We start from the raw sequence: 12,416 nt of genomic DNA, 5'->3' as shown, positions 1-12,416 counted from the left end.
ATGCACGCGATCGTCCCCCCTTACCTGCTCGCCCGCCTCGCCGCCGCTCCCATCGAGCGCTTCCCCGCCGCGGTCGCCGCGGCGCGGGCGACCCTCGCGATCCCGCGCGCCTACCGCCCGATCCCCGCGGACCTCTCCCTCTCGGTCGACGGCGACGCCCTCGTGCTCGCCGCGTCGCCCACCCCCGACCGGCTGATCTCCGACGCGCAGAACCGCGAGCAGCTGCCCGGGGTGCCGGCGCGCGCCGAGGCCGCCCCGCCGACGGGTGACGCCGCCGTCGACGAGGCGTACGACGGCCTGGGGGCGACGTTCGCGTTCTTCTGGGACGCGTTCGAGAGGGTGGGACTGGATGCCGTGGGCGGTCCGCTCCTGGCGACCGTCCACTACGGCCGCGAGTACGACAACGCCTTCTGGGACGGCACCCGGATGGTGTTCGGCGACGGCGACGGCGAGGTCTTCACCGGCTTCACACGCTCGGTGAGCGTCATCGCCCACGAACTCGCCCACGGCGTCATCGAGCAGGCCGGAGGCCTGGACTACTCCGGCCAGTCCGGTGCGCTCAACGAATCCATCGCCGACGTGTTCGGGGCCCTCACCGAGCAGCACCTGCGCGGGCAGACCGCCGACGAGGCGACCTGGCTGGTCGGGGCGGAGATTTTCACGGATGCCGTGACCGGCGTCGCGCTGCGCTCGCTCGCCGCCCCCGGCACGGCCTACGACGACGACGTGCTGGGGAAGGACCCGCAGCCGGCGCACATGCGGGACTTCGTGCACACCTCCGGCGACAACGGCGGGGTGCACATCAACTCCGGCATCCCGAACAAGGCCTTCCACCTGGTCGCGACGGCGCTCGGCGGCTTCGCGTGGGAGCGCGCCGGGCTCATCTGGTACCGCGCGCTGACGGAGGGCGACCTTCCGGCCGCCGCGACCTTCACGCAGTTCGCCGAGGCCACGACGACCGCTGCGGTACGGGAGTACGGTGAGGACTCGGAGGAGGCCGACGCCGTCCGCACCGCGTGGACCGAGGTCGGGGTCACCGGAGATGCCCTCATCGATTGAGCAGGTGACGGTCCTCGTCGTGCGCAGCGGCGGGTTCGGCGGGCTCCGTCGCGCCTGGCGGGTTCGCGCCGAGGGCACCGACGCCCAGGAGTGGCTGGGCCTCGTGCGAGCCTGCCCGTGGGATGCCGCACCGGGAGCGGAGTCGGGGGCGGGCGCCGACCGGTTCTGCTGGGAGGTCACTGCCGCGGGCACCGTTCCCGCGCCGGATGAGCCCGCTGGCGCATCGGACGGCGGCGACTTTTCGCCCCCGGACGCCCGTGCGCCGTCGGGCATCTCCCCCGCCGAGTCCGAGCCCGCCACGGGGAACGGAACCGCAGCCGCCACGGAGCACCGCGCCGTGCTCGCCGAGACCGACGTCGCAGGTCCCTGGCGCGACCTCATCGAGGCCGTCCGCGCTCAGGGTGAGCCGTGCGCACCCGACAGCCCCTGAGAGCCACAGCACCGCAGCCCTGGCAGCCGCGGAGCGGGAAGGTCAGCGCGACCGGAGCCGCGAGAAGAAGGAATCCTTCTTCTTCGGGGTGAGGTGCTTCTGCAGGTAGACGGTTCCGAGCGACCGCCCGAACTTGAAGCCGACCTTGCCCATCCGTCCCACCTCCTCGAAGCCGAGCTTCTCGTGGAGGGCGATCGACGCCTCCGCACCCTTGTCGCTGATCACGGCGACCATTTCGCGGATGCCGCGATCCTCACACGCCTCGATGAGCGCGGTGAGCAGAGCGCGGCCGAGCCCTTTCCCCGACGCCGCCTGACCGAGGTAGATCGAGTTCTCCACGGTGTAGCGATAGCCGCTCGTGCCGCCGGTCCACGGCGAGACCAGACCGTAGCCCAGCACGTTCCCGCTCGGGGAGACCGCCACCAGGAACGGCAGCCCGAGCTTGGTGAGATGGTCGAACTTGTCGACCCAGCGCCGGTGGCTCCACCGCTTCTCGTCGAAGGTCACGACCGAGTTGGTGACGTAGTGGTTGTAGATCTCCCGCACATCGGCCATGTCGGCGCGCGTCGCGGGACGGATCGAGAACGAGAACGGCGCCTCGGGCGGACGCCGGGGCCGCAGATGCCGCGGCAGGCGACGGCGATCGCGGTCGTACTCGTCCTCCAGCATGCGGCCAGCATACGGTGAGGCCTCTCCCGCGCGGCCCGCTCAGTCGAAGAGCGTCCCGGGCTGCGGCAGGCGCCAGTCGATCGACTCTGCGCCCTGGGCGACGAGCAGCTCGTTCGTCCGCGAGAAGGGCTTCGACCCGAAGAAGCCCCGACGGGCGGACAGCGGCGAGGGGTGCGCCGAGACCACGGCGGGAGTCTGGGTGAGTCGGGGCTGGAGGGCCGCGGCATCCTTCCCCCACAGGATCGCGACGAGCGGCTCGTCGCGGCTCGCGAGCGCGTCGATGGCGCGGGCGGTGATGGCCTCCCACCCCCACCCGCGGTGCGAGCCGGCCTCCCCCGGGGCGACGGTGAGGACGCGGTTCAGCAGCAGCACGCCCTGGTCCTCCCAGGCGGAGAGGTCTCCGTGCACGGAGGGCGGGATCCCCAGGTCATCCGACAGCTCGGCGAAGATGTTCACGAGACTCCGTGGCAGCGGCCGCACCGACGCGTCGACCGCGAACGAGAGCCCGATCGGGTGACCGGGCGTCGGATAGGGGTCCTGCCCCACGACGAGCACGCGCACGTCACCCGGCGGGCGGGAGAAGGCGCGCAGGACGTGCTCGGGCGCCGGGAGGAAGGCCCGGCCGGTCGCCACCTCGGCATCCAGACGCTCGCCCACCGCGACGAGGTCCGCCGCGACGGGCGCGAGGGCCGCCGCCCACTCGGGGTGGATGATCCCGGCGGATGCCAGTGCGTCCAGCCCGGCGAACATCACGCGCTCGCGGGCAGGCCGGCGTCCTCCTGCGCGACGGTTCCGCGGAACGACCACGGGAAGTCGATCCAGAGGTCCGTCTCCCGCCATGAGTAGTCGGGTGTGGCGACGGAACCGGGCTTGGTGAAGATGCACACCGACCGGACGTCGGCGCCGGCGTCGACGAGCATCTCGACGGCGAGCTTCAGGGTGCGTCCGCTGTCGGCGACATCGTCCACGAGCAGAACCTTCTTCCCCGGCAGGTAGCCGAGGTCCAGGTCGGGCGGGAGGAGTTCGGGGGCGTCGAGGACGGTGCCGATGCCGGTGTAGAACTCGACGTTCAGCGCTCCGCAGCTCTTCACACCGAGACCGTAGGCGATCGCGCCGGCCGGCAGCAGACCGCCGCGAGCGATCGCGACGACGACGTCGGGCTCGAACCCGTCGGCCAGGATGCTGCGGGCGAGGGCGCGGGTCGCAGAGCCGAACCCGTCCCAGGTCAACGTCTCACGCTCGGTGGTCACCGCGTCCTCTTTCGTCGGGGTTCCAGCGTACGACGCAGCGACCGCCGCTCCGGCGACTCCAGTGGGACCGGTCCCCGCGCGGCATCCCGCGGACGGTTATGCTCCGAATCGTGACCCGAATCACCAGAGGCGCGACGTCCTCCTCCCCCTCGTTCCGCTCGACCGCGCTGGGCATCACCGCCGGGCTCATCGGCTGGTTCATCGTAGTCGAGATCGTCAGCGGCATCCTGCAGGGGTATTACATCCCGCTGTTCAGCGACATCGTGATCGAGCTCGGCATCCGCGACGCGGACGTCAACTGGTTCGAAGCCGGGCAGCTGCTGCTGTCGGCGATCGTCGTGCCGATCCTCGCGAAGCTCGGCGACATGTTCGGGCACAAGAAGATCCTCGTGCTGGCGGCCGTGCTCACCGCTCTCGCCTCGTGGGGTCTCGTGTTCGCGGACTCGTTCTGGACCTTCCTGCTGTTCTGGGCCCTGCAGGGCTTCTACGTCGTGTGGCTGCCGCTCGAGATCGCGCTCATCTTCGAGCGCGGCCGGAAGCAGAACCACGGCGTCTCGCTCACCCGCCGGGCCGCGGGTCTGCTCGTCGTGGGCCTCGAAGCCGGCGCCATCATCGGCGCGCTCGCCGCCGGACAGATCTACGCCGCCACCGGCGACCTCGCCCTGACGCTCATGATGCCCGCGATCGCCGTCACGGTGGTCGCCGTGATCATCGCCGTCTTCGTGCCCGAATCCACACCGTCGGGCGAGCGCTCGATCGACACGATCGGCACCATCCTGTTGGCGTGGGGTCTGCTCCTGGTGACCGGCGCGCTCGCCTGGATGCGCCTCATCGGCGAGCTCGACCTCGGGCCCGGCGCGTGGTGGACCGTCGCGGGTCTGCTGGCCGCCGGCATCGGACTGCTCGCCTACTTCGTACGTCACGAGCTCGGGCACCGCAACCCGATCATCGACATCCGCATCCTCACCCGCCCCGACATGTGGCCCGTCCAGGCGACCGCGTTCCTCATCGGCATCAGCCTGCTGGGGGCGCAGGGGCCGCTGTCGACGTACGCGGGCACCGACCCCGCGCTCGGCTACGGCCTGGGCCTCGACTCGGCACAGCGCTCCTACCTGATCGGCCTGTACCTCGTGTCGCTGATCATCGGCGCCGTGATCTTCTCGGTCACCTCGCGCAAGGTCAGCCCCCGGCTCATGCTCATCGCCGCGGCGCTGCTCGTGGGCGTCGGGTACACCCTCTTCCTGCCCTTCCACCTCGAGCTCTGGCAGGTGCTGCTGAACCTGTCGATCGCCGGCATCGGCTGCGGCGCGCTCGTCGGCGCGATGCCCGCCGCCGCCGCAGCGGCCGCCCCGTTCGGACACACCGGCGAGGCTTCCGGGATGACGAACACGACGAAGACCATCGGCGGCGCGTTCTCGTCCGCCGTCTTCGGTGTCGTCCTCGCCGCCGGCGCGGGAACCGTGGCCGGTCAGACGGCGGGGTCGCTCGGCGGGTACATGACGGTGTGGGCGATCTGCGCCGCAGGCGGGTTCCTCGCCGCACTCCTGCTGCTGCTGGTACCCAAGGTCGCCTTCTCCGACGCGCCGCCCGTCTGACCGGTCGTCGCGCCCGGCCGGGTCAGCGCCCCGGGCGAGGGAGCAGCGGGCCGCGGGCGAGCAGGTGCTGAGCCGATTGGGCGACGGGGCGCATCGTCACCAGGTCGAGGTTCACGTGCCCCGGGGCGTTCATCGCGTAGGCGATGACATCGGCGACGTCTTCCGCCCGAAGCGGCGCCTCGACGCCGTCGTAGACGCCCTCCGCCGCGGCCTGGTCGCCGCCGAGACGGTTCAGGGTGAACTCCTCGGTGAAGACCATCCCGGGCGCGATCTCCACGACCCGGATCGGCTCGCCGTTGAGCTCCATCCGGAGCGCGTGCACGAGCATCGACTCCCCCGCCTTCGCCGCGTTGTACCCGCCACCTCCCGGATAGGCGGTCTGCGCGGCGGTCGAGGTCACGAACACCGCGTCGGCGTGCCCGCCGTCCACCGTGGCGCGCCGGAGCAGCGGCAGCAGGGCGGCCGTCACCAGCTGCGCCGACACCACGTTGACCTCGAACATCCAGCGCCAGTCCGCCACCGAGCCGTCCTCGACCCGGTCGACTCCGCGGGCGCCGCCGGCGATGTGGACGAGCGCGTCGACGGATCCGGTGTCGGCGAGATGCGCGGCGAGCGCCTGCACGTCGGCCTCGTTCGTGAGGTCGGCGGCGAACGACGCCGACCCGACCTCCGCGTCCAGCGCCTCCAGACGGCCAGCCCGACGGGCGACCCCCACGACGTCCCAGCCGGTCGCGCGCAGCGCACGGACGGTGGCCTCACCGATCCCCGAGCTCGCACCGGTCACCACTGCACGTCGATTCGCCATCCCCCCACGCTAGCGAGTCGGATGCCGCGGACGTTACGCTCCGTGTCCTGACACGTTGTCCCCGCCGCGCGGCCCTCGTAACGTCGGTGGTGTTGCGGCATCCGTCGTACCCACCAGACCACACCACCACGCAGGGAGCCCGTCATGTCCGCACCCGAGAACTGGCGCTTCGAGACCAAGCAGATCCACACCGGTGCCGCTCCGGACCCGGTCACGAAGGCCCGCGCCACCCCGATCTACCAGACGACGTCGTACGTGTTCGACAACTCCGACCACGCCGCGAATCTGTTCGCGCTGGCCGAGTTCGGGAACATCTACACCCGCATCCAGAACCCCACCCAGGACGTGCTCGAGCAGCGCCTCGCGGGGCTCGAAGGGGGCACCGGCGCCCTCCTCGTGGCATCCGGTCAGGCGGCAGAGACGTTCGCGGTCCTCAACATCGCGCAAGCCGGCGACCACATCGTCTCGTCCAGCTCGATCTACGGCGGCACCTACAACCTGTTCAAGTACACGCTCGCCAAGCTCGGCATTGAGACGACGTTCGTCGAGAACCAGGATGACCCCGAAGAGTGGCGCCGCGCTGTCCGACCGAACACGAAGCTGTTCTTCGCCGAGACGATCGGCAACCCGCAGATCAACGTGCTCGACATCCGCACGGTCGCCGACATCGCCCACGAGGCGGGCGTGCCGCTCATCGTCGACAACACGATCGCGACCCCGTATCTCATCCGCCCGTTCGAGCACGGCGCCGACATCATCGTCCACTCGGTGACGAAGTTCCTCGGCGGCCACGGCACGACCATCGGCGGCGCCATCATCGACGGCGGCACTTTCCCGTGGTCGGAGCACTCCGACCGCTTCCCGGGCCTGACCACCCCCGACGAGTCGTACCACGGCGCGGTCTACACCGCGGCCGTCGGCGACGCCCTCGCGTACATCATCAAGGCGCGCGTGCAGCTGCTGCGCGACCTGGGTTCGGCCATCTCCCCGCAGAGCGCGTGGAACCTCATCCAGGGCGTCGAGACCCTCTCGCTGCGCATCGAGCGTCACGTGCAGAACGCGCAGGAGATCGCCGAGTGGCTGGAGAACCACCCCGACGTCGCCTCCGTGAACTACTCGGGCCTGCCCACCTCGCCCTGGTACGCGGCGGCGAACCGCTACGCGCCGAAGGGCGTCGGCGCGGTGCTGTCGTTCGAGCTCAAGGGCGGCGTCGAGGCCGGCCGCGAGTTCGTCAACTCGCTGACCCTGTTCAGCCACCTCGCCAACATCGGCGACGTGCGCTCGCTCGTGATCCACCCGGCATCCACGACGCACTCGCAGCTGACGCCGGAGCAGCAGCTCACCTCGGGCGTCACGCCCGGCCTCGTCCGCCTGTCGGTGGGTCTCGAGAACATCGACGACCTCAAGGCCGACCTCGATCAGGCCCTCACCGCCGCCCGCCGCCTCGCGGAGTCCGCGCGCGCCTGACCTCCCGCAGGACCTCGACACCCCGCCCGGTTCGCCGCGGCGGGGTGTCGCCGTTTCGGGACCGCGTCGGCGTCGTAACACGGGACCCCGGGCGGGCGAGGGCCGGGAGAATGGGACGCATGGACTGGCAGACCTCGGAAGACACGGTGCCTTCGGCGCCCGTGACCGAAGCGGACGCCCGCCTGTTGCTGGGTCGCCCGCCCGCGACCGGCGCCTGGCGCGACGGCGACCCGGTCGGCAACCGGCGGTTCGCCTCCCTCGGCGCCTTCCGGACCGAAGGGGGCGCCGAGCTCCCCGGCATCCGCATCGCGTACGAGACCTGGGGCGAGCTCTCCCCCGCACGCGACAACGCCGTGCTCGTCCTCCACGCCCTCACCGGCGACAGCCACGTCCTCGGTGACGCGGGGCCGGGTCACCCCACCGAGGGATGGTGGGGCGACATCGTCGGCCCGGGTGCCCCGATCGACACCGAGCGCTGGTTCGTCATCGCGCCGAACATCTTGGGGGGATGCCAGGGCTCCACCGGCCCGTCGAGCATCGCGCCCGACGGCTATGAATGGGCCTCACGCTTCCCGTTCCTCACGATCCGCGACCAGGTCGCCGCGCAGGAGCTCCTCGCCGACGCGCTCGGCATCGACGTGTGGGCGGCCGTGATCGGCGGTTCGATGGGCGGGATGCACGCCCTCGAGTGGGCGGTATCGACGCCCGAGCGCGTGGATCGGCTGGCCGTCCTCTGCTCCCCGCCGACGACGACCGCCGACCAGGTCGCGCTGAACTCAGTGCAGCTGGAGGCGATCCAGATCGACCCCCGCTTCGCAGGCGGCGACTACTACGACGCCGGTGACGGCAACGGCCCCCACCGGGGCCTCGCCCTCGCCCGGCGCATGGCGCTGCTCAACTACCGCACGCCCACCGAGCTGAACCAGCGCTTCCAGCGCTCCTGGCAGTCCGACAAGGACCCCTCCGGACACGGCGGCCGCTACGCGGTGGAGAGCTACCTCGACTTCCACGGCAACCGCTTCACCCGCCGGTTCGACGCGAACACCTACCTCACCCTCGTCGACGCGATGAACTCGCACGATGTCGGGCGCGGCCGGGGCGGCGTCGACGACGCCCTGGCACGGGTGACCGCTCGGACCCTCGTGCTCGGGGTGGACAGCGACCGCCTGTTCCCCGTCGAAGGCCAGCACCGCATCCACCGCGGCATCCCGACCACGATCGACGAAGAGACGGTCATCCTCAGCAGCGACTTCGGCCACGACGGGTTCCTCATCGAGACCGCAGCCGTCGGCGGGCACCTCCGCCGTCTGCTGGCGAGCTGAGCTCAGTCGTCCGGCGACAGGTCGGGCCGCACCCGCGTGCCGAACGTGTGGCGCAGGGCGCTGCGCGCGGCATGCCAGCCCGCGAGCCCGTGCACTCCCGGGCCGGGGCTGGTCGATGCGCCGCAGAGGTAGATGCCCGCAGCCGGCGTGCGCCACGGGTCGCCCGAGAGAACGGGCCGGGCGAGCATCTGCCGCATCGACGGCATCCCGGCGGCGATGTCGCCACCGGGGTAGTTCGGATTGTCCGCCGCCACCTCCTCCGCGGTCCGGGAGTGCGTCGCGACGATGAGGTCGCGGAACCCGGGTGCGAACCGTTCGATCTGTCGCACGACGGCCTCGCGCCGGTCGACCGCGCTGCCCGCGGGGACGTGCGTGTACGTCCACAGGGTGTGCGCTCCCTCGGGGGCGCGGGTGGGGTCGAAGGAGGACGGCTGGGCCACCAGCACATACGGGGCGTCGGGGAGCCCGCCTCGCATGACGGAATTCTCGGATGCCGCGATCTCGGCGCGCGTGCCGCCGACGTGCACCGTGCCGGCCTCGGCGACGGCCGGGTCACGCCACGGCACCGGGCCCGAGAGCACGAAGTCGACCTTCGCGACCGCGGCGCCGTATCGGAACCGTTCGAGGGCGGCGCGGTACGCGGCCGGCAGCGCGTCGCCGGCGAGCGCGAGGAGGGCACGCGGGGTGACGTCGAGGAGCACGGCGCGAGCGCGCGGGAGCTCCTCGAGAGAGCGCACCTCGTGCCCGGTGACGATCTCGCCGCCGTGGGCGCGGAGATCGTCGGCGAGGGCGTCGGCGATCGCCTGGCTGCCGCCGATCGGGATCGGCCAGCCGCGCGCGTGCGCGTACGTGCCGAGCGCAAGGCCGGCCCCGGCTGCGGCGAGGCTCGGCAACGGCAGGATCGTGTGCGCGGCGACTCCCGTGATGAGGGCCGGCGCCGCCTCGCCGCGGAAGCGCGTCCCCCACAGCGCGCTCCCCTGCTCGGCGGCGGCGAGGCCGTACCGCACAGCGGCGAGCGGATGCCGCGGGATTCGCAGCAGCGGGTTGCCGGTGAAGTCGGCGACTCCCCGCACGCGCTCGACGAGCGGCGCGAACAGGCGCCGGTACGCGTCACCGTCCCCGCCGAGCGTTTCGGCGGCGCGATCGAGGTCACGATAGGCGACGGCGGCGGGCCGCCCGTCCAGGGGATGGGCGTAGGAGGCCTCGGGGACGGCGAACCTCACGCGTCGGGCGAGGCCGAACTCGCGGAAGAAGCGGGACTCGAAGGCGAGCGGATGGACCGCCGAGCACACGTCGTGGAGGTGACCCCGGAGCACCGTCTCGGCGCTGGCCGAGCCGCCGCCGATCTGCGCGGCACGCTCGTACATCCGCACCGATAGACCGGCTCGGGCGAGGGTCACCGCGGCGGCGAGCCCGTTCGGCCCGGCGCCGACGACGATGGCGTCCAGTCCGCTCATTTCTCCGACGGCGTCCCCTCGGCCTCCGCGGTGGTCTCCGGCGCGGATCCGCCCGACATCCCCTCGGCGAGGTAGGCGAGGCGATGGAGGGTCTCCTTGTTGCGCAGCTGCAGCGGGATGTCGAGCACCCGCTGCGGCAGCAGGGCACCGGGCCCCGCGATGGCCTCCTCCTGGATCCGCACGAGCGATTCGTCGCCGCGACGCTGCACGTGGATCTCGACGCGTGCCTCGCCGATCGGCCACCCCTTCGCGCGCAGCACGAGGCGGCGGGGCGGGTCGCACTCGATGACCTCGGTGGTGTCGTCGATGAGCAGCGGCCACGCCCCGAAGGAGTGGTGCAGGCGCGAGCCGGGAGCGGGCCACTGGTCCGACACGTCGCGCATGCGGGAGGCGCCGACCACCCATGACGGGAACAGCCAGCCGTCGCCGAGCACACGGAAGACGTCCTCCGGGGTGCAGGCCATCAAGCGGGTGTTGCGCGACATGCTCGTCCTCCTCCGGTGCGGTTCGCTCGGGGCGACGCTATCTGACGACGAGCGGATGCCACGGGGGCTTGCGCCCGCGGCAGGGCAGGCCTAAGCGGCATCCGGCTCCCGCGGGAGAGTCTCGAAGAGTCGGTCAGTCGGCGTCTGCTCCGCGCGCCTGATCCGACAGAGCGGCTTCGAGTCGTTCGAGCTTGCCGTCGATCTCGCCGGTCCGGCCCGGACGGATGTCGGCCTTGAGGACGAGCGAGACGCGTGAGCCGAACGGCTGGACGGCGTCGACGGCATCCTTCACGACAGCCATCACCTCGTCCCACTCCCCCTCCAGCTCGGTGAACATGCTGGAGGTGCGATGCGGGAGTCCTGAGGCGCGGACGACCGCGACCGCAGCGGCGACCGCGTCGTGCACCGAGCCGTCGGTCCGGCCGGTGCCGCTGGGAGCGACGGAGAAGGCGATGAGCATGGAAGACCTCCGGTCAGGTGGCCCGCGAGGGGGCGGGCAGGCGGACCAGCCGCACCGCCGTCCACGCGAGCAGAGCGAACAGGATGAGATTCCGCACCGTCAGCAGGGTGACGCTGAGCGGTTCGGGGTACAGGATGCCCATGTAGAGCACCGGGTAGACCAGCTGGGTGAGGGCGCCCGCGACGAGCACGAGCACCGCCGGCCGCGCCCACCGCCGCCGATCGACGGCGAGCGCGAAGACGAGGACGGGGATCAGCCAGGTCTGGAACTGCGGCGAGCCGACCTTGTTCGTGACGATGAGGGAGACCACGAGCGCGAGCGCGAGCGGCGGGAACAGCCGCACGAACGAGACGCCGCGCCACGCCTTGACCGCCCCGAGGGCCGCCAGCGCCAGAGCGACGACCGCGAGGACGGGTGTCATCGCGGCGATCACCGTGTCGACCTCGGCACCGGTGACCTGGAAGGTGAGCAGTTCCTGGTCGTAGAAGACCCAGAAACCCTCGATGCCGAGGAGCGCGCCCCACAGGTACACGGCGCTCACCGGTGCCTCAACCTGCAGACCGCGCCCGGTCTGGCCGGCGACGAAGCCGAAGACGTGCTCGGCGCCGCCGGCGGCAACCACCATCGCCACGACGCCCGCGCTGAGGAGAGCGGCACCACCCACCAGGGCGCCGCGCCGCCGCACCGAGACCACTGCGGCCGCCAGGAGCGCGGCCGGCCACACCTTGATCCACGTCGCCGCGGCGAGCAGGATCGATGCCGCCCACGGCCGCCCGATGAGCCACAGCAGAGCGACCACCGCCATCGGCACGGTGACGGCGTCGATGCGGTACATGCCGACGGGCCCGAGGCACACGATCGCGGCGATCCAGAACCACGCCGCCGTCACCCGCCCGCGGGAGCGGCCCCGTCCCAGCAGCATCGCGAACGCGACCGCGTCGAGCGCGGTGACCAGCACCGCCCATCCCCAGGTGTAGTCGCCGAGGAGCGCGCCGGGGGCGTGGGCGAGCAGCATCGGCAGCAGCGCGAGCTGCGGGTAGACCCACTCCTCGGTGATGCCGACGACGCCAGCACCCTCCCACGCGGCGATCGACCACGGTTCGTAGACCCGGTAGACGTCCCCCATCGGCTCGTTCGGCAGGAGGAATCCCGACGAGGCCACCGCCAGGTGGACTGCGACGAACACGATCCACAGCACGGCCCGATTCGTCACGCCCTCATCCTAGGAGCGCACGGGATGGCGGATGCCGCACCGGCGACGCACTCCGACGCGCGGCCGCGCACCGCGCCGCGCCGCGTTCAGCCGCGCAGCACCGCACCGATCACACCGGGCACGTGCTCGGCGACGTCGAGCGCGGTCACCGGACCGCCCGAGGCTGCCGCGACGGCCGCCCCCGCGGCCTTGCCGTGAATCCAC

Annotated in this window: 13 protein-coding genes; 5 read left to right on the top strand and 8 right to left on the bottom strand. The window is 71.9% G+C overall.

Going from position 1 to position 12,416, the window contains the following annotated elements:
* Together ACHFGS_RS03230 and ACHFGS_RS03225 are read left to right on the top strand one after the other, a co-directional pair.
* Complete coding sequence (locus ACHFGS_RS03230; protein WP_394278938.1) at positions 1–1,059, top strand: M4 family metallopeptidase; 1,059 nt, start codon at positions 1–3, stop codon at positions 1,057–1,059.
* Complete coding sequence (locus ACHFGS_RS03225) at positions 1,043–1,489, top strand: protealysin inhibitor emfourin (protein ID WP_394289141.1); 447 nt, start codon at positions 1,043–1,045, stop codon at positions 1,487–1,489. The genes ACHFGS_RS03230 and ACHFGS_RS03225 overlap by 17 nt, the downstream gene beginning before the upstream one ends.
* A 42-nt stretch (positions 1,490–1,531) precedes the next feature.
* Here the strand turns inward: ACHFGS_RS03225 and ACHFGS_RS03220 are convergent, their stop codons facing one another.
* Genes ACHFGS_RS03220 through ACHFGS_RS03210 form a run of 3 tightly spaced genes read right to left on the bottom strand, consistent with a single transcriptional unit; the run spans position 1,532 to position 3,408 of the window.
* The gene (locus ACHFGS_RS03220; RefSeq protein WP_394278940.1) at positions 1,532–2,158 is read right to left on the bottom strand and encodes a GNAT family N-acetyltransferase; all 627 of its coding nucleotides are present in this window, start codon (positions 2,156–2,158) and stop codon (positions 1,532–1,534) included.
* A 39-nt stretch (positions 2,159–2,197) separates the two neighbouring features.
* Positions 2,198–2,908: a uracil-DNA glycosylase gene (locus ACHFGS_RS03215; protein ID WP_394289140.1), complete on the bottom strand. Its 711-nt coding sequence runs from the start codon at positions 2,906–2,908 to the stop codon at positions 2,198–2,200.
* Positions 2,908–3,408, bottom strand: coding sequence for a phosphoribosyltransferase (locus tag ACHFGS_RS03210; protein ID WP_394279595.1), 501 nt, complete (start codon positions 3,406–3,408; stop codon positions 2,908–2,910). Before ACHFGS_RS03210 ends, ACHFGS_RS03215 begins: the two co-directional genes overlap by 1 nt.
* A 110-nt stretch (positions 3,409–3,518) precedes the next feature.
* Between ACHFGS_RS03210 and ACHFGS_RS03205 the strand changes: the two genes are divergently transcribed.
* Entirely contained in the window at positions 3,519–5,003 is a 1,485-nt protein-coding gene (locus ACHFGS_RS03205) for an MFS transporter (RefSeq protein ID WP_394279596.1), read from the top strand.
* 22 nt (positions 5,004–5,025) lie between these two features.
* Here the strand turns inward: ACHFGS_RS03205 and ACHFGS_RS03200 are convergent, their stop codons facing one another.
* Positions 5,026–5,808, bottom strand: coding sequence for an SDR family oxidoreductase (locus ACHFGS_RS03200; protein WP_394279597.1), 783 nt, complete (start codon positions 5,806–5,808; stop codon positions 5,026–5,028).
* 144 nt (positions 5,809–5,952) lie between these two features.
* On the opposite strand from ACHFGS_RS03200, the gene ACHFGS_RS03195 reads away from it, so the two are divergent.
* Together ACHFGS_RS03195 and ACHFGS_RS03190 are read left to right on the top strand one after the other, a co-directional pair.
* Positions 5,953–7,275 (top strand): bifunctional o-acetylhomoserine/o-acetylserine sulfhydrylase, encoded by a 1,323-nt coding sequence (locus ACHFGS_RS03195; RefSeq protein WP_394279598.1) that lies wholly within the window; start codon positions 5,953–5,955, stop codon positions 7,273–7,275.
* Between the two features lie 119 nt (positions 7,276–7,394).
* Positions 7,395–8,597, top strand: a complete 1,203-nt coding sequence (locus tag ACHFGS_RS03190; RefSeq protein ID WP_394289139.1) for a homoserine O-acetyltransferase — start codon at positions 7,395–7,397, stop codon at positions 8,595–8,597.
* A gap of 2 nt (positions 8,598–8,599) precedes the next feature.
* Here ACHFGS_RS03190 and ACHFGS_RS03185 read toward each other — a convergent pair whose 3' ends face one another.
* The 4 genes from ACHFGS_RS03185 to ACHFGS_RS03170 all read right to left on the bottom strand — a co-directional run bounded on the left by ACHFGS_RS03185 (position 8,600) and on the right by ACHFGS_RS03170 (position 12,212).
* The gene (locus ACHFGS_RS03185) at positions 8,600–10,054 is read right to left on the bottom strand and encodes a phytoene desaturase family protein (protein ID WP_394289138.1); all 1,455 of its coding nucleotides are present in this window, start codon (positions 10,052–10,054) and stop codon (positions 8,600–8,602) included.
* Positions 10,051–10,539: an SRPBCC family protein gene (locus ACHFGS_RS03180; protein WP_394280300.1), complete on the bottom strand. Its 489-nt coding sequence runs from the start codon at positions 10,537–10,539 to the stop codon at positions 10,051–10,053. Before ACHFGS_RS03180 ends, ACHFGS_RS03185 begins: the two co-directional genes overlap by 4 nt.
* 133 nt (positions 10,540–10,672) lie before the next feature.
* Positions 10,673–10,999, bottom strand: coding sequence for an MTH1187 family thiamine-binding protein (locus ACHFGS_RS03175; RefSeq protein ID WP_394280301.1), 327 nt, complete (start codon positions 10,997–10,999; stop codon positions 10,673–10,675).
* Between the two features lie 13 nt (positions 11,000–11,012).
* Entirely contained in the window at positions 11,013–12,212 is a 1,200-nt protein-coding gene (locus ACHFGS_RS03170) for a hypothetical protein (protein WP_394280302.1), read from the bottom strand.
* Positions 12,213–12,416 lie beyond the last annotated feature (204 nt).

It is taken from the genome of Microbacterium sp., from assembly GCF_043427715.1.
Classification (GTDB): domain Bacteria; phylum Actinomycetota; class Actinomycetes; order Actinomycetales; family Microbacteriaceae; genus Microbacterium.
This window is presented reverse-complemented; position numbering and strand designations above follow the sequence as displayed.

Coding starts and splice junctions, on each gene's coding strand:
- ACHFGS_RS03175 (WP_394280301.1), bottom strand. CDS start 10,999: ATGCTCATCGCCTTCTCCGTCGCTCCCAGCGGCACCGGCCGGACCGAC.
- ACHFGS_RS03220 (WP_394278940.1), bottom strand. CDS start 2,158: ATGCTGGAGGACGAGTACGACCGCGATCGCCGTCGCCTGCCGCGGCAT.
- ACHFGS_RS03230 (WP_394278938.1), top strand. CDS start 1: ATGCACGCGATCGTCCCCCCTTACCTGCTCGCCCGCCTCGCCGCCGCT.
- ACHFGS_RS03225 (WP_394289141.1), top strand. CDS start 1,043: ATGCCCTCATCGATTGAGCAGGTGACGGTCCTCGTCGTGCGCAGCGGC.
- ACHFGS_RS03185 (WP_394289138.1), bottom strand. CDS start 10,054: ATGAGCGGACTGGACGCCATCGTCGTCGGCGCCGGGCCGAACGGGCTC.
- ACHFGS_RS03180 (WP_394280300.1), bottom strand. CDS start 10,539: ATGTCGCGCAACACCCGCTTGATGGCCTGCACCCCGGAGGACGTCTTC.
- ACHFGS_RS03195 (WP_394279598.1), top strand. CDS start 5,953: ATGTCCGCACCCGAGAACTGGCGCTTCGAGACCAAGCAGATCCACACC.
- ACHFGS_RS03215 (WP_394289140.1), bottom strand. CDS start 2,908: ATGTTCGCCGGGCTGGACGCACTGGCATCCGCCGGGATCATCCACCCC.
- ACHFGS_RS03200 (WP_394279597.1), bottom strand. CDS start 5,808: ATGGCGAATCGACGTGCAGTGGTGACCGGTGCGAGCTCGGGGATCGGT.
- ACHFGS_RS03190 (WP_394289139.1), top strand. CDS start 7,395: ATGGACTGGCAGACCTCGGAAGACACGGTGCCTTCGGCGCCCGTGACC.